The sequence below is a fragment of the Streptomyces sp. 71268 genome (assembly GCF_029392895.1).
GTDB lineage: Bacteria > Actinomycetota > Actinomycetes > Streptomycetales > Streptomycetaceae > Streptomyces.
On the sequence record NZ_CP114200.1, the window covers coordinates 2425462 to 2441954 of the forward strand.

A 16493-nucleotide genomic window follows, 5' to 3' on the forward strand; every position below is an offset into this window, starting at 1 on the left:
GCTCAGCCCTCACCCAGCAGCTTGCCGTCCGAGGTCTCGAACTGCCGCTTGAAGGAGGCGATGGCGTCGGCGACCGCCTGGAGCGTGTCGTCCGACATCTTGCCGCCCTCACGGATCGAGGTCAGCAGGTCCTTGTGCTCCCGGTGCAGGTAGTCAAGCAGCTCGCGCTCGAAGCGACGGATGTCCGCGACCGGCACGTCGTCCATCTTGCCGGAGGTACCGGCCCAGATCGAGACGACCTGGTCCTCGGTGGAGTACGGCGCGTACTGGCCCTGCTTGAGCAGCTCGACCATGCGCTTACCGCGCTCCAGCGACGCCTTGGAGGCCGCGTCCAGGTCGGAACCGAAGGCGGCGAACGCCTCCAGCTCGCGGAACTGGGCGAGGTCCACGCGGAGTCGACCCGAGACCTGGCGCATGGCCTTGTGCTGGGCCGAACCACCGACTCGGGAGACCGAGATACCGACGTTCAGCGCCGGCCGCTGGCCCGCGTTGAACAGGTCGGACTCCAGGAAGCACTGGCCGTCGGTGATGGAGATGACGTTGGTCGGGATGAACGCCGACACGTCGTTGGCCTTCGTCTCGACGATCGGCAGACCCGTCATCGAGCCGGCACCCAGCTCGTCCGAGAGCTTGGCGCAGCGCTCGAGGAGCCGCGAGTGCAGGTAGAAGACGTCACCCGGGTACGCCTCGCGGCCCGGCGGGCGGCGCAGCAGCAGGGACACGGCGCGGTAGGCGTCGGCCTGCTTCGAGAGGTCGTCGAAGACGATCAGGACGTGCTTGCCCTGGTACATCCAGTGCTGGCCGATGGCCGAGCCGGTGTACGGGGCGAGGTACTTGAAGCCCGCGGGGTCCGAGGCCGGAGCCGCGACGATCGTCGTGTACTCCAGCGCGCCCGCCTCCTCCAGCGCGCCGCGCACGCCGGCGATGGTGGAGCCCTTCTGGCCGACGGCGACGTAGATGCAGCGGACCTGCTTCTTGGGGTCGCCGGTGCGCCAGTTGTCCCGCTGGTTGATGATCGTGTCGACGGCCAGGGCGGTCTTGCCGGTCTGGCGGTCACCGATGATGAGCTGGCGCTGGCCGCGGCCGATCGGGGTCATCGCGTCGACGGCCTTGAGGCCGGTCTGCATCGGCTCGTGCACCGACTTACGCACCATGACGCCGGGAGCCTGCAGCTCCAGGGCGCGACGGCTTTCGGTCTCGATCTCGCCGAGGCCGTCGATCGGGTTGCCGAGCGGGTCGACGACGCGACCCAGGTAACCCTCGCCGACGGCTACCGAGAGGACCTCGCCGGTACGCGTGACCGGCTGGCCCTCCTCAATGCCGTTGAACTCGCCGAGGACGACCGCGCCGATCTCGCGCTCCTCAAGGTTGAGGGCGAGACCAAGGGTGCCGTCCTCGAACTTCAGCAGCTCGTTCGCCATGGCCGAGGGCAGCCCCTCGACCTTCGCGATGCCGTCACCGGCAACGCTGACCGTACCGACCTCCTCGCGCGAGGCCGCGTCCGGCGTGTACGCCTGGACAAAGTTCTCCAGTGCGTCCCGGATCTCCTCCGGCCGGATCGTGAGCTCCGCCATCTGGGTTCCCTGCTCTCCTTGTTGGGCCCGAAGTTTTTCTGGGGGGTCTGGGGGCTACCCCCCAGAGGACATCAGTCGGCCCAACTCGGGCCGCTAGCAATGCTTGTTGAGTTGGTGGCTGGTCAGCCGGCCATCCGACGGGCCGCCTCGTCGAGACGGTCCGCGATGCTGCCGTTGATCACCTCGTCGCCGATGCGCACCGTCACCCCGCCGAGGACGCTCGGGTCCACGTCGAGGTTGAGGTGCACCGCGCGCCCGTAGATCCGGGCGAGCGCACCGCTCAGGCGCTGCTTCTGCTGGTCAGAGAGCGGCACCGCGGAGGTGACGACGGCGACCACGCGGCTGCGACGGTCCGCGGCCAGCTTGGAGAGGGCTTCAAGACCCGCTTCCAGGCTACGTCCCCGAGGCTGGGTGACAAGACGGATCACCAGCCGCTCGGTGACGGGGTTGGCCCGACCGCCGAGCAGCGAGCGCAGCAGTTCGGCCTGAGCCGCCCTGGCGCCCTGGTGAGCGGCCTTGGCGGTCAGCGCGGCCCGCAGTTCGGCGGAGGAGGAGACGATCCGGCCGAACCGGAACACCTCGTCCTCCACGTCGTCGAGCGCGCCGGCGCGCTGCGCGGCGATGAGGTCGGCGCTGGCCGCCAGCTCCTCGACCGCGTCCACCAGGTCACGCGAGCGCGACCAGCGGGAGCGGACCATGCCGGAGACCAGGTCCAGGGACTCGCCGCCGAGCTGGCCGCCGACGAGCCGGCGCACCAGGTCGGCCTTGGCCTCGCCGGACTGCGCCGGGTCGGTCAGTGCCCGGCGCAGCGTCACCTCACGGTCGAGCAGCGTGGTGACGGCGGCCAGCTCCTCGGCGAGCTTCGCCGCGTCGACGGACGTGCTGTCCGTCAGCGCGTCGAGTCGCTCGCGTGCGGAGGCCAGCGCCTCGCGGCTCGCTCCGTTCATCGCGTGGCCTCGGCCTTCGTCGCGCTGTCCTCGAGTCCGTCGAGGAAGCGGTCGATGGTGCGGCTCTGCCGGGCGTTGTCCTCAAGGGCCTCGCCCACGAGCTTGCCGGCCAGTTCGGTGGCGAGCTTGCCCACGTCCTGGCGCAGCGAGAGCGCGGCCTGCTTGCGGTCGGCCTCGATCTGGGCGTGACCGGCGGCGATGATGTCCTCACGCTGCCGCTGGCCTTCCGCGCGCATCTCGGCGATGAGCGCGGCGCCCTGCTCCTGCGCCTCCTGGCGCAGGCGCGCGGCCTCGTGGCGGGCGTCAGCGAGCTGGGCCCGGTAGTCATCGAGAACCTGCTGCGCCTCGGCCTGGGTGGCCTCGGCCTTCTCCATGCCGCCTTCGATCGACGCCCGGCGCTCTTCCAGAACCTTGTTGATGTTCGGGAGGAGCTTCTTGGCGAGGAAGAGGAAGACGATTGCGAAGGCGATCAGGCCGATGACGAGCTCTGGGATCGGCGGGACGAGGGGGTTCTCGGCCTCCTCGGACGCCATCTGTACCAGGGCGTTCACATCAGTGCCTTTCGTCGAATCGACTGGGCTTTACGCCGTGATCAGCTGGTCGGGTAGACGAACGGCATGACCAGACCGATCAGGGCGAGCGCCTCACAGAAGGCGAAGCCGAGGATCTGGTTGGCGCGGATCAGACCGGCAGCCTCGGGCTGACGGGCGAGGGCCTGGGTGCCGTTACCGAAGATGATGCCGACGCCGACGCCGGGGCCGATGGCCGCGAGGCCGTAACCGATCGAGCCGAGGTTGCCCTTGAGTTCGACACCAGCAGCAATGGTCTGGAGAGCGGACATGCCGGTTCTTCCTTCTCTTTCACGGACCGGTGGGGGTTGGCCACCGGACGTCTATTGGACTGGGGGAGGCGGGTGCTCAGTGGTGCTCGGCGAGAGCGCCCTGCACATAGGTGGCGGCCAGCAGCACGAAGACGTACGCCTGGACGGCCTGGATGAAGAGCTCGAAGGCGGTCATCACGATGGTCAGCACGAAGGAGACGCCCGCGTAGGCGATGCCGATCCCGTTCAGCAGGTACCAGCTGGCGATGGTGAACATCAGCAGCAGCAGGTGACCGGCGAACATGTTCGCGAAGAGCCGGACCGCGTGTGTGAACGGCCGCACGATGACGTTGGACATGAACTCCAGGAACATGACTAGCGGCAGGACCCCGCCAAGGGACTTGTCGTAGCCGGTGATGTTCTTCATGCCGCCGATGAAGCCGTGCTTGCTGAAGGTGAGGTACATCCACAGCACGTAGACGATGAGCGCCATCGCGGCGGGGAAGGCGATGATCGAGGTCACCGGGAACTGGGCCACCGGGATGATCGACCAAAGGTTCATGATCCATACGAAGAAGAACAGCGAGACCATCAGGGGGACGTACTTCTCGCCCTCCTTCTTGCCGAGGGTCTCGTAGACGATGCCCTTGCGGACGAAGTCGTATCCCGCCTCGCCAATCATCTGCAGCTTGCCCGGGACGACCTTGGCCTTTCCGAAGGCCGCCCAGAAGAACCAGACGATGGCTACCGTTCCGAGCAGCGCCAACAGCATCGGCTTGTTGAACTCGAAGCTGCCGACGGTGAAGATCGGGTCGAAGGTGAACGAGTGAAGCCCTGGGGCCGGGAAGCCGCACCCGTCAAAGATGTGGCAATCGGTCTCGAAGGCGAGCGTCTGGTCAGAACTCACCGCGAGCTCCTTCAGCGTGGCGCATGGGTACGGCAACCTCGTTGTGTCGGCGCGGCACGGAGCCACGGAACGGCACTGGACTGGTCTTACGGATTAGGGGGCAGCTGGTCGGCGCTGGGCCGGGGCGGATCGCTGGCACCTGCCGCGATGGCCGCTGGTTGCGTCCCGGGACGTACGGGAGTTCAGCCGCCGGCGCCAGCTGTGCCGCAGATGGCACCGGACGATAGCAGGCGCTCGCGCGGACATTTATTCCGCCCCTACGTGTCACGTCGTGGACCCTGCGGTCTCTGACTTCTTGGCCTCGGGGGCCGTCGGATCGACGTAGAAGATCTTGGCTTTCATGTGCGCGCGAGCCTGGGCGCCGATCCACACGACGGTGGCGACGACCAACGTGATGGCGAACGCCCGGGGGTTGAAGAACGTGGCGTTCTTGAAGACGGCGACAAAAACCACCATCAGCAGAAGCTGGACCACGTACAACACGAGTCCAATGCCCTGAAAAAGCTGCGGAAGGGATTTGGCGACCCACTGCAGGACACCCAGCCCCATTCCCATGAGCGCGATCACCAGCACGACGCCGAAGACAGCACCGATCGCCCCCTTGCCACCCGCGAACACGGCGCTGGCCGCCACGGCGAGGGCGCCGACGGCAGCGGTGGGTACGGCGGTATGGAGGAGAATTCGGGCGTCATTCGACTGCATGGCGGCAGCTCCGGCTGGGCGAGAGGGCGGGCGTCGTCATGGACGAGCGTAGCCCGGGGCAAGGGATGACCTGGGACCCAAAGGACCTTCGCACTGGGGTCCTTGAGATCTCCGCATGGGATCTGTGCACCGGGTTTCGTGAACGGTATCACAAACTATTTGATGAGGTCTTTACCTACAAAGTGTGCTGGCCGTCACACGAAAGAGTTACTTACGTCACGTCCACCTGACGTCGGCAAGCAAGTCTGGTATGTGAGCGACACCTCGGGTCACCAGGCACGATGCGGGCGGAGCCACGCGAGGCACCCGCACCATGCCGTGCGCATCCTCGCATCCCGAACCGCGCGGGCATCCACGCGGCCCCCGGAACGCGCGGGTCCGGATCACCGGTGCGTGCTGATCTTGCGTCGCTGCGGCAGCCGCGAACGGTCGCCGACGGCGGTCGCGCCGTGGAACCCGCTGGGCACCGGCTCCCGCTCGTCGCCCCCGTCGGGCACGGCCTCCGGGTCGCTTCCCGGGGCGTCGGTCGCGGCGTGCGCGCCACGGCGCCGGCCGCGCCGGTAGCGGGGCGGGAACAGGCTCTCCGCCCAGCGCGGCGCGTGCGGCGTGAAGCGTGGCAGCAGCAGGAGCACCAGGCCGACGCCGCTCAGCGCGGCGATCGCCAGGACCACCCATACGCTCGCGGAGTTGACCGAGTAGGCCACGGCGCCGAAGGCGATCAGCGCGGACCAGAAGTACATGATGAGCACCGCGCGGCTGTGCGAGTGGCCGATCTCCAGGAGCCGGTGGTGCAGGTGGCCCCGGTCGGCGGCGAACGGCGACTGGCCGTTCCAGGTGCGTCGCACGATGGCCAGCACCAGGTCGGCGACGGGCACCGCGATCACCGTCAGCGGCAGCAGCAGCGGGATGTAGACGGGCACCATCGCGTGCACCGCGGCCCGCTCCGAGCCCGCGGACGAGTTGAGCAGGTCCGGGTCGACCTGGCCGGTGATCGAGATCGCGCCGGCGGCCATGACCAGGCCGATCAGCATCGAGCCCGAGTCGCCCATGAAGATGCGCGCCGGGTGCATGTTGTGCGGCAGGAACCCCAGGCACATGCCCATCAGGATCACCGCGAACAGCGTCGCCGGGGCCGCGGCCTCCACGCCGTAGCCGAACCACATCCGGTAGGCGTACATGAAGAACGCGGTGGCCGCGATGCAGACCATGCCGGAGGCCAGGCCGTCGAGCCCGTCCACGAAGTTGACGGCGTTGATGGTGATGACCACGAGCGCCACCGTCAGCAGCGTGCCCTGCATGGGGGTGAGCGAGACCGTGCCGACGCCGGGCACCGGAATCCACAGGATGGTCAGGCCCTGGAGGACCATCACGCCGGCGGCGATCATCTGGCCGCCCAGCTTGACCAGCGCGTCCACGCCCCACTTGTCGTCCAGCACGCCGAGCAGCCAGATCAGCCCGGCGCCCGAGAGCAGCGCGCGCGGCTCGTTGGAGATCTCGTAGACGCTCTTGAGGTTGGTCAGATGCGCGGCGACGAGCAGTCCCGCGCACAGCCCGCCGAACATCGCGATCCCGCCAAGTCGCGGGGTGGGTTCGCGGTGTACGTCGCGGGCGCGGATCTCGGGCATCGCCCCGGCCGCGATGGCGAACTTCCGCACCGGGCCGGTGAGCAGATAGGTGACCGCAGCCGTGACACACAGCGTCAGCAGGTATTCACGCACGGGCTGCCCCAGAGGTTTCGCTGGCCATCACAGCCCCACACCCTATGCGCGTCCGACCTTGTTCTGTGAACTTCAAGACAGACGCACGGGAGCCGTCAGTGGTTCCCGTCGTCGATCCGGGGTACGGCCGTGGCCGGATAGGGGGGAAAGCTCCCGGCCAGTTCCGCGACCTCCGCGCGGACCGCCCCGTCCTCCCGCAGGGCCGCCCCGATCAGCTCCCCGACCCGCTCCATCTCGGCCTCCGCCATGCCCTGCGTGGTGACCGCGGCGGTGCCCAGCCGCAGCCCCTTCACGTACCCGGCCGGCTGCCCGGGCTGGGGCAGCGCGCAGGTGTCGAGCACGATGCCGGCGGCGGCGAGCCGGCCGCGCGCGGTACGCCCGTCGAGGCCGAGGCCCGTGACGTCGGCGCTGATCAGATGGGTGTCGGTGCCCCCGGTCAGCAGCCCGAGCCCGATGCCGTCCAGCGCCCAGGCCAGCACGCGCGCGTTGTCGACGACGCGGTGCGCGTACGCGACGAACTCGGCTGTCGCCGCCTCCGCGAAGGCGACCGCCTTGGCGGCCACGGTGTGCATCTGCGCGCCGCCCTGGGTGAAGGGGAAGACCGCCCGGTCGATGCGTTCGGCCAGCGCGGCGTTGCACAAGATCAAGCCACCGCGCGGCCCGCGCAGCACCTTGTGCGTGGTGGCGCAGACCACATCCGCGTACGGCACCGGATTGGGCGCCGCGCCGCCGGCCACCAGGCCGATGGGGTGGGCCGCGTCCGCGATGAGGTAGGCGCCGCTCTCGTCGGCGATCTCCCGGAACGCGGCGTAGTCCGGGTGCCGGGGGTAGGAGATCGAGCCGCAGACGATCGCCTTGGGGCGGTGGGCCAGGGCCAGGGCGCGGACCTGGTCGTAGTCGATGAGGCCGGTGGCGCGGTCCAGGCCGTAGCCGACGAAGTCGAACCAGCGGCCGGAGAAGTTCGCCGACGAGCCGTGCGTGAGGTGTCCGCCGTGCGGCAGGTCCATCGCGAGGACCGTGTCGCCCGGGCGCAGCAGCGCGGCGTAGGCGGCCAGCACGGCGGAGGACCCCGAGTGCGGCTGGACGTTGGCGTGCTCGGCGCCGAACAGCGCCTTGGCCCGGTCGATGGCGATCCGCTCGGCGAGGTCCACCAGTTCGCAGCCGCCGTGGTGGCGGGCGCCGGGGTAGCCCTCGGCGTACTTGTTGGCCAGCGGCGAGCCGAGCGCGGCCAGCACTGCGCGGGAGGTGAAGTTCTCGGCCGCGATGAGTTGCAGCCCGTCGGACTGCCGCTCGACCTCTCCGAGCAGCACTCCCGCGATCTCCGGATCGACCCGGCGCAGCGCGTCGAGGTCGTTTCCCCAGGGGGTCTGTGGCAGGGACGTGGCGCTGACCGGCATGGCGAACCTTCCGGGCCGAGAGGGGCGTAAGGCCCAATGTAGGGCCGCCGTGCCGTGGCTGCCCGGTGTGCGCGCCGCCCAGTGCGGTCCGTCTCGGCGGGGGCGGATCGTCGCGCGCGGCTCGCACCCGGCAGACGGTGGGCGCCCGGGCCGCTGTGCGCTGCCGTATCGCCCGTACGGGTGAGGGGGTGCCCCCTGATCCCGGGCGGCGCTCGCGCGGCGGCACGCGCCCGCTCACCCCCGTGCGGGGCGGCGCTGTGGCGCGGGCCGCCGGCGGGGTCGGCCACCACCGCGGGCCGGGCTGTGCGGCCCGGACGGGCGGGCCCGGGCGGCGGGTCGTACCGGAGGCGCCGGGCTAGGGCTAGGCGGGGGCCGGTACCCCGGTCAGGGCCGTGACCACCGGGTCGAGGGCCTGGTTGATCTCTTCGCCGATGCTGCGGAAGAACGTGATGGGCGCCCCGTACGGGTCGTGCACCTCGTCCGCCTCCTCGTTCGGGGCCAGCAGCCAGCCGCGCAGCGCGGCGGCGGCCCGCACCAGCGCGCGGGCGCGCTCGACCACGCCGCCGACCTGCTCGGGGTCGGGCAGTGTCGCGGGGTCTATGGCCCGCACCAGCCGGGTGAACTCCTTGAGCGTGAAGGTGCGCAGGCCGGCCGAGTGCCCCATGGAGATGACCTGGGCCCGGTGGTCGCGGGTGGCGGTCAGCACCAGGTCGGCGCGGATGACGTGCTCGTCGAGGAGTTCGCGGCCCAGGAAGCCGTCCGGGTCCGCGCCGAAGTCGGCCAGCACGGTGGCGGCGTGCGCCTCCATCGGCGCGCCCTCGTGGCCCCAGGTGCCCGCGCTCTCCACGACGAGGCCGCCGATGTACGGGTCGCCGAGCCGGTGCGCCAGGGCGTGCCGGTTCAGCCGCTCGGTGATGGGCGAGCGGCACACGTTGCCGGTGCTGACGTGGAGGATGCGAAAGGCGCCCGCGCCGTGGCCCTGGCCACCGTCGCGGGAGAGGTCACCGTCCGCTATGCCACGCCCGTGGGGGGACGTCAATTGGCCACCTCAAGATCGGGCACGACCTCGCGCAGTTGGTCAGCGCTGAGGGCGCCCGCGCGCAGCAGCACCGGCACCCTGCCGGTCACGTCCACGATGGAGGACGGCACGGCGGCCGGCGTCGGCCCGGCGTCGAGGTAGACCGAGATGGAGTCGCCGAGCATGTCCTGGGCCGCGTCGCAGTCCTGCGGCGAGGGGTGGCCGGTCAGGTTGGCGCTGGAGACGGCCATCGGCCCGAACTCGGTCAGCAGCTCGATCGCCACCGGGTGCAGCGGCATCCGCACCGCGACCGTGCCCCGGGTCTCCCCCAGGTCCCAGGTCAGCGACGGCTGGTGGCGGGCCACCAGCGTGAGCGCGCCCGGCCAGAACGCGTCCACCAGCTCCCACGCCTGCTCGGAGAAGTCCGTGACCAGGCCGTGCAGCGTGTTCGGGGACCCCACGAGGACGGGTGAGGGCATGCCGCGCCCGCGGCCCTTGGCCTCCAGCAGATCGGCCACGGCCTCCGCGCTGAAGGCGTCGGCCCCGACCCCGTAGACGGTGTCGGTGGGCAGCACGACCAGTTCACCGCGGCGGATCGCGGACGCGGCCTCGCGCAGGCCGGTCTTGCGGTCGGTCGCGTCACCGCAGTCGTATCGCCGAGCCATTTAACGGACCTCCTCGTAACGGACCAATGTCTGCTGCTGCCGCGTCCTCGCGCGGCGCGGCGCGGCTTCGCCGCGCGGGCACTCGCTCGCCATGACACCCGTCATGGCATGGCCCGGCGCGCCGTGGCGAATCGGGGGCGGTTGTTCAGGTCGGGGTGGTCCGCGGCGTCCGCCCACCCCCGTTCCTCGGTGAAGATCCACGGCACCTGGCCGCCCTGGGTGTCGGCGTGTTCCACGACGACGACGCCGCCCGGGCGCAGCAGCCGGTGCGCGGTGCGCTCGATGCCGCGGATGGTGTCGAGGCCGTCCTCGCCGGAGAACAGCGCGAGCGAGGGGTCGTGGTCGCGGGCCTCGGGGGCGACGTACTCCCACTCGGTGAGCGGGACGTACGGCGGGTTACTGATCACGAGGTCGACCTGGCCGTCGAGTTCGGGGAGCGCGGTCAGGGCGTCCCCGTGGTGCAGGACGACGCGGGAGCCCTCGACGTTCTTGCGGGCCCACTGGAGCGCGCCCTCGTCGAGTTCCACGGCGTGCACGCGGGAGCGCGGCACCTCCTGGGCCAGGGCCAGGGCGATGGCCCCGGAGCCGGTGCACAGGTCGACGATGAGCGGCTCGACGACGTCCATGGCGCGGACCGCGTCTATGGCCCAGCCGACCACCGACTCGGTCTCCGGCCGGGGTACGAACACGCCGGGGCCCACGTGGAGTTCGAGGTAGCGGAAGAAGGCGCGCCCGGTGATGTGCTGGAGCGGCTCGCGCGCCTCGCGGCGGGCGACGGCTTCCCAGTACCGGGCGTCGAAGTCCGCGTCGGCGACGGCGTGCAGCTCGCCCCGCTTGACGCCGTGCACGAACGCGGCGAGTTCCTCCGCGTCGAAGCGCGGCGATGGCACACCCGCGTCGGCCAGTCGCTGGGTGGCCTGCGCCACCTCGGCGAGCAGCACGGACCGCGGATTCGGGGGGCGACCCCCGGGTGACTGCTGCACGGGCCCTCCTACTGGGCGGCGGCCAGCTTGGCCGCGGAGTCGGCGTCGACACACGCCTGGATGACCGCGTCCAGTTCGCCGTCGAGCACCTGGTCCAAGTTGTACGCCTTGAAGCCGACACGGTGGTCGGAGATCCGGTTCTCCGGGAAGTTGTACGTGCGGATGCGCTCGGACCGGTCCACCGTACGGACCTGGCTGCGGCGCGCGTCGGACGCCTCGCGCTCGGCTTCCTCCTGCGCCGCGGCCAGGAGCCGTGAGCGCAGGATACGCAGTGCCTGCTCCTTGTTCTGGAGCTGGCTCTTCTCGTTCTGGCACGAGACCACGATGCCGGTGGGCAGGTGGGTGATGCGCACCGCGGAGTCGGTGGTGTTGACGGACTGGCCGCCGGGGCCGGACGAGCGGTAGACGTCGATGCGCAGGTCGTTCGGCCCGATCTCGACCTCGACCTCCTCGGCCTCGGGCGTGACGAGGACGCCGGCGGCCGAGGTGTGGATGCGGCCCTGCGACTCGGTGGCGGGAACGCGCTGCACGCGGTGCACGCCGCCCTCGTACTTCAGCCGCGCCCACACGCCCTGGCCGGGCTCGGTGGCACCGCCACCGCCCTTGGTCTTGACCGCGACCTGGACGTCCTTGTAGCCACCGAGGTCGGACTCGTTGGCCTCGATGATCTCGGTCTTCCAGCCGACGCGCTCGGCGTAGCGCAGGTACATGCGCAGCAGGTCGCCGGCGAACAGCGCGGACTCCTCGCCGCCCTCGCCCGCCTTGACCTCCAGGATGACGTCCTTGTCGTCGCTCGGGTCGCGGGGTACGAGCAGCAGCCGCAGCTTCTCGGTGAGCCGCTCGCGGAGCTGCTCCTGCTCCTTGACCTCGTCGGCGAAGTCCGGGTCGTCGGCGGCCAGTTCGCGGGCGGCCTCGATGTCGTCGCCGGCGCGCTTCCAGTTGCAGTAGGTGGCGATGATCGGGGTCAGCTCCGCGTACCGCTTGTTCAGCCGCATCGCTTCCCGCTGGTCGCCGTGGACCGCGGGGTCGGCGAGCCGCTTCTCAAGGTCGGCATGTTCGCCGATCAGTTCCTCGACCGCCTCGAACATCGGGACTCGTTTCTCCGCAAGGGGTGCTGGGTGGGGGTGGGGCGTGGAGCGGGCCGGGCGCCGGCGGGCTGGGTGGCGGGGTGGCCGCTACGACAGAACGCCGGTCCTCGGCCACCCCGGTCGGGGCGGCCGGGAACCGGCGCCGGTTGGGTCGCTACTTCTTGGCGGACCCGGCGTTCTTGCCGAAGCGGGCCTCGAAGCGGGCCACGCGGCCACCCGTGTCGAGGATCTTCTGCTTGCCCGTGTAGAACGGGTGGCACTCGGAGCAGATGTCAGCACGGATGCTGCCACCGGTCATGGTGCTGCGAGTGGTGAACGACGCGCCACAGGTGCAGCTCACCTGGGTCTCGACGTACTCGGGGTGGATGTCGCGCTTCAAGGGAATCTCCTAGTTTTCGGGAGGGCACCGGGTCGCTGGGCCCCTTCGACCCGATGGGCAGGTCGGAAGGGAGGGCTGCCTGACGTGAACCGGAGCCGACGGACCAGTCTGCCAGCACTGGCCGTATCTCCCAAAACGAGACCGACCCGCCAGGTATTCCGCCCACCTGGCGCGGGCGCGGACGAGCCCCCGCGAGCGGGTCGCGGGGGCTCGTCGGGGCGTACGGGGCGGGGCCGGGGAGGGCCCGTGGGTCCCGCGCCGGAACAGGCGGGAGGCGGGCCGGCGAGGGCGGGCTGGCAGGGGCGGGGCCGGTGGGGGCGGGCCCGCCGCCTCCGCTCGTGCTCAGCCCTGGGCGATGGCCCTGGTCAGCGACGGTGTGGGCGTCGCGCTGGTGCGCGGCTCGGGGGAGGCGTCCTCCGGCTCGGCGTCGCCCTTGTCGCCGCCGACCACCTTGCCCGCCTCCGGCGGGTCGCCGACCGAGCCCTTGGTGGCCGACTTCGGGATCGGCTTGTCGGCCAGCAGCGCCTGCCACACCTGGTTCGCCTGCTCGGTCAGCGGCACCACCCGGTTGATGTCGATGGTGTCGTAGACCACGGGCAGCGTCACCATCGTCATGTGCTTGGAGTCGATGCCCTTGAGCCCGCGGGAGAAGCCCAGCAGCTTGTTGACCGAGGACAGCTCGGAGTCGGTGGTCAGCGCCTTGGTGGAGGTGTCGGCCAGGTCGTAGAGCTTCTTCGGGTTGCCGAAGACGTTGACGTCCTTGATCTGGTCGAGCAGGGCCTTGACGAACGCCTGCTGGAGCGCGATCCGCCCCAGGTCGGTGCCGTCGCCGACGCCGTGCCGGGTGCGGACCAGGCCGAGTGACTGTTCCCCGTTGAGGGTGTGGTCGCCCGGCTCCAGGTCGAGGTGGCTCTTCTTGTCCTTGATGGGCTTGGTGGTGGTGATGTCCACGCCGCCGAGCCGGTCTATGAGGTCCTTGAAGCCGGAGAAGTCGACCTCGATGTAGTGGTCCATGCGGATGCTGGTGATCGACTCGACCGTCTTGACGGCACACGCCGGGCCGCCGACCTCGTACGCGGTGTTGAACATGACCCGCTTCGCCGCCGGCGTCTCCTCGCCGTCCTTGGTGCACGAGGGCCGCTCGATGAGGGTGTCGCGCGGGATGCTGACGACGCTGGCCTTCTTCCGGCCCTCGTGGATGTGCACGATCATCGCGGTGTCGGAGCGGGCGCCGCCCTCGTCCTTGCCGTACTTGTCGTTCTTGCCGGCCCGCGAGTCCGAGCCGAGGACGAGGATGTCCATCGAGCCGTTGTCGACGTCCTCGGGGCGTTCGGTGCCGAGCGCGGCGTTGATGTCCACGCCGGTCAGGTTGCCGTTGAGCTTGTAGTAGAGGTAGCCGAGCGTCCCACCGCCGAACAGCACGAGGGCCGCGGCGACCCACGCGGTGGCCACCAGGGCCCGGCGTCGCTTGCTCGGCGCCTTGCGGCGTCTACCGGTGGCCTTTCGGCCATGGCGGCGCCGACCCGCCGACACGCTGTTGCTCTCGTCCGCCATGGGCTCCTCAGTCCTCGGTGGTTCCGCTACCCCCTGCCCGCCATACTTCTGGCGCGCCCCGTCGTGACTAGTCAGACGAGGGCTCGGGCGCCAGGGTTGCATAGCGTCGCCCACGGGAATTTCGCCCGTCTTCCGCCTCCCGAGCCCGCTCCGACGCCGGCCAGGACCCCGTTCACCTGCTGTTTCGCGAGCCTGACGCGACGGTTGCCCGCCAGATGGCCGGGAATCGCTGTGCTCCACGTCTCAGCGGATCGGCGAATCAACGCGGTCACCGATGTTTGACGCCCGGTGACGTGGTGCGGCGACACCCCGCGCCCGACGGCGTACGCGGCGCCGCCGGCGTGCGCCCAGCACGCGGAAGGGCCCCTTCCGTGCCGCGCGCGGTGACCGCGTGCGGTACGGAAGGGGCCCGAAGCCCGTGGGCGCCGCTCCCCGGTGCCGGCTGGCCGGCGGGAGGGCTGGGCGCCCGGTCGCCCGCCGTGGGGCGGCGGGCGGTGGAACGACCGGGTGGAGCGTCAGTCGTTGCCGTTGCCCGGTGCGGGCGTGGTCTTGGCGATCTGCATGAGGAACTCGGCGTTGGACTTGGTCTGCTTCATCTTGTCCAACAGCAGCTCGATGGCCTGCTGCGAGTCCAGCGCGTGCAGCACCCGGCGCAGCTTCCAGACGATCGCCAGCTCCTCGCTGCCGAGCAGGATCTCCTCCTTACGGGTGGAGGACGCGTCCACGTCCACCGCCGGGAAGATCCGCTTGTCGGAGAGCTTGCGGTCGAGCTTGAGCTCCATGTTGCCGGTGCCCTTGAACTCCTCGAAGATCACCTCGTCCATGCGCGAGCCGGTGTCGACCAGCGCGGTGGCCAGGATGGTCAGCGAGCCGCCGTCCTCGATGTTCCGCGCGGCGCCGAAGAACTTCTTCGGCGGGTAGAGCGCGGTGGAGTCCACACCACCGGACAGGATGCGCCCGGAGGCCGGCGCCGCGAGGTTGTACGCGCGGCCCAGACGGGTGATGGAGTCGAGCAGCACCACGACGTCGTGGCCCAGCTCCACCAGCCGCTTCGCCCGCTCGATGGCCAGCTCGGCGACGGTGGTGTGGTCCTCGGCCGGGCGGTCGAAGGTCGAGGAGATGACCTCGCCCTTGACCGACCGCTGCATGTCGGTGACCTCTTCGGGCCGCTCGTCCACGAGGACGACCATGAGGTGGCACTCGGGGCTGTTGTGCGTGATCGCGTTGGCGATCGCCTGCATGATCATGGTCTTGCCGGTCTTCGGCGGGGCCACGATCAGGCCACGCTGGCCCTTGCCGATCGGCGTCACCAGGTCGATGATCCGCGTGGTCAGCGCGCCGGACTCGGTCTCGAGGCGCAGCCGGTCCTGCGGGTACAGCGGCGTGAGCTTGCCGAACTCGGGACGGCCACGGCCGGTCTCGGGCGCCATGCCGTTGACCGAGTCGAGCCGTACCAGCGCGTTGAACTTCTCGCGCCGCTCGCCCTCGCGCGGCTGCCGCACGGCGCCGGTGACGTGGTCGCCCTTGCGCAGGCCGTTCTTGCGGACCTGGGCCAGCGAGACGTACACGTCGTTCGGGCCCGGCAGGTAGCCGGAGGTGCGGATGAACGCGTAGTTGTCGAGGATGTCCAGGATGCCCGCGACGGGGATCAGCACGTCGTCCTCGGCGACCTGCGGCTCGTTGCCGAAGTCCTCGCGGCCACGGCGCCCGCGCCGGTCGCGGTAGCGCCCGCGCCGACCGCGCCGGCCGCCCTCGAAGTCCTCGCCGTCCTCGTCGGCCCGCTGGCTCTGGCCACGGCCCTCGCGCTGCTGCCGGCCGCCACCGCCCTGGCCGCCGTCGTCGTTCTTGCCGCGCCGGCCCTCGCGCTCGCCGCGCTCGCCACGGTCGCCGCGCTCACCGCGCTCGCGCTGGTTGCCGCGCTCCCGGCGGTCGCCCTTCTGGCCGCGCTCGCCACGGTCGCCGCGCTCGCCCTTGGCGGGCTTGCCGTCGCCACCGTCGGCGTGGCCGGCCTCGCCCTTGGCATCGGAGCGGGTGTCCTGCTTGGTGTCGGACTTGCCCTGCGCCTGGCCGTCGGCCTGCGCGTCGGCGGCCTGCTCGGCGCCGTCCGGGCTGCCCGCCTGGGAGGTGGCGCGGCGCCGGCGGCGCTCGCTGACCGGGGCCTCGTCGCTGACCGGCTGGCCGGGGATGTCGATCTGCTGCTGAGCGGGGGCCTGCTCGGCCGCCTTCTCGGGCTGCTTGTCGGCTCCCTCGCCCGTACGGGCCTTGGAGGTCGCACGGCGCTTCGGCTTGGCCGGCGCCTCGGCGGCGGGCGCGGTCTCGGTGCTCTTGGCGGCACCGGAACTGGCCTGCTTCTCCTTGATGACCTCGATCAACTGGCTCTTCCGCATCCGCGCGGTGCCCTTGATGCCGAGGCTGGAGGCGAGCTGCTGGAGCTCCGCCAGGACCATGGCGTCAAGGCCGGTACCGGAACGGCGCCGCCGGGGGGCACTAGCAGTGGCACCGGTGGCAGGCGCGGCGGGAGCGTCCGTGGCGGGCGCGGCGGCATTGCCGACGGAGTTGTCGGTGTTGCCGGAGGCGTTCACGCCCATCAGATCGGTGGTGTCGCTCACGAAGGGTCCTTCCCTGGAGCGGGCGTCGGCCTGTCTGGCTCGGCGACCGGTTGTGCTGTCCGGCTGTGGTCCGTACCACGTGGACTGGGCCGGGGCGGTGGTCCGCCAGGACGGCGGAAAGATCGGTGCTGG

Annotated in this window: 15 protein-coding genes; all 15 read right to left on the reverse strand. The window is 70.7% G+C overall.

The window, feature by feature from the left end; genetic code table 11:
* Positions 1-2: 2 nt before the first annotated feature.
* The 15 genes from atpA to rho all read right to left on the reverse strand — a co-directional run bounded on the left by atpA (position 3) and on the right by rho (position 16361).
* Positions 3-1574, reverse strand: coding sequence for a F0F1 ATP synthase subunit alpha (gene atpA / locus OYE22_RS08915; protein WP_277319902.1), 1572 nt, complete (start codon positions 1572-1574; stop codon positions 3-5).
* Between the two features lie 122 nt (positions 1575-1696).
* On the reverse strand, positions 1697-2521 hold the full coding sequence (locus OYE22_RS08920) for a F0F1 ATP synthase subunit delta (RefSeq protein ID WP_277319903.1): 825 nt from the start codon (positions 2519-2521) through the stop codon (positions 1697-1699).
* Positions 2518-3072, reverse strand: a complete 555-nt coding sequence (locus OYE22_RS08925; protein ID WP_176164150.1) for a F0F1 ATP synthase subunit B — start codon at positions 3070-3072, stop codon at positions 2518-2520. Before OYE22_RS08925 ends, OYE22_RS08920 begins: the two co-directional genes overlap by 4 nt.
* A gap of 41 nt (positions 3073-3113) precedes the next feature.
* Complete coding sequence (locus OYE22_RS08930) at positions 3114-3362, reverse strand: F0F1 ATP synthase subunit C (protein WP_176164149.1); 249 nt, start codon at positions 3360-3362, stop codon at positions 3114-3116.
* A 76-nt stretch (positions 3363-3438) separates the two neighbouring features.
* Positions 3439-4248 (reverse strand): F0F1 ATP synthase subunit A, encoded by an 810-nt coding sequence (atpB, locus tag OYE22_RS08935; RefSeq protein WP_277319904.1) that lies wholly within the window; start codon positions 4246-4248, stop codon positions 3439-3441.
* A gap of 264 nt (positions 4249-4512) precedes the next feature.
* Positions 4513-4950, reverse strand: a complete 438-nt coding sequence (locus tag OYE22_RS08940) for a hypothetical protein (protein ID WP_277319905.1) — start codon at positions 4948-4950, stop codon at positions 4513-4515.
* 383 nt (positions 4951-5333) lie between these two features.
* Positions 5334-6668 carry an MraY family glycosyltransferase gene (locus OYE22_RS08945; RefSeq protein ID WP_277319906.1) on the reverse strand — a complete coding sequence of 445 codons (1335 nt, stop codon included), beginning with the start codon at positions 6666-6668 and terminating at the stop codon, positions 5334-5336.
* Between the two features lie 95 nt (positions 6669-6763).
* Positions 6764-8065, reverse strand: a complete 1302-nt coding sequence (glyA, locus tag OYE22_RS08950) for a serine hydroxymethyltransferase (protein WP_277319907.1) — start codon at positions 8063-8065, stop codon at positions 6764-6766.
* Between the two features lie 361 nt (positions 8066-8426).
* Positions 8427-9080 (reverse strand): protein-tyrosine-phosphatase, encoded by a 654-nt coding sequence (locus tag OYE22_RS08955; protein ID WP_277324056.1) that lies wholly within the window; start codon positions 9078-9080, stop codon positions 8427-8429.
* A 20-nt stretch (positions 9081-9100) separates the two neighbouring features.
* The gene (locus OYE22_RS08960) at positions 9101-9748 is read right to left on the reverse strand and encodes an L-threonylcarbamoyladenylate synthase (protein WP_277319908.1); all 648 of its coding nucleotides are present in this window, start codon (positions 9746-9748) and stop codon (positions 9101-9103) included.
* A gap of 101 nt (positions 9749-9849) precedes the next feature.
* Positions 9850-10731, reverse strand: a complete 882-nt coding sequence (prmC, locus tag OYE22_RS08965) for a peptide chain release factor N(5)-glutamine methyltransferase (RefSeq protein WP_277319909.1) — start codon at positions 10729-10731, stop codon at positions 9850-9852.
* A gap of 8 nt (positions 10732-10739) precedes the next feature.
* A complete protein-coding gene (prfA, locus tag OYE22_RS08970) occupies positions 10740-11819 on the reverse strand; it encodes a peptide chain release factor 1 (RefSeq protein ID WP_277319910.1) in 1080 nt (359 codons plus the stop codon).
* Between the two features lie 154 nt (positions 11820-11973).
* On the reverse strand, positions 11974-12198 hold the full coding sequence (gene rpmE, locus OYE22_RS08975; protein WP_176164140.1) for a 50S ribosomal protein L31: 225 nt from the start codon (positions 12196-12198) through the stop codon (positions 11974-11976).
* 342 nt (positions 12199-12540) lie between these two features.
* A complete protein-coding gene (locus tag OYE22_RS08980) occupies positions 12541-13752 on the reverse strand; it encodes an LCP family protein (RefSeq protein ID WP_277319911.1) in 1212 nt (403 codons plus the stop codon).
* 515 nt (positions 13753-14267) lie between these two features.
* Positions 14268-16361 (reverse strand): transcription termination factor Rho, encoded by a 2094-nt coding sequence (rho, locus tag OYE22_RS08985; protein WP_277319912.1) that lies wholly within the window; start codon positions 16359-16361, stop codon positions 14268-14270.
* Positions 16362-16493 lie beyond the last annotated feature (132 nt).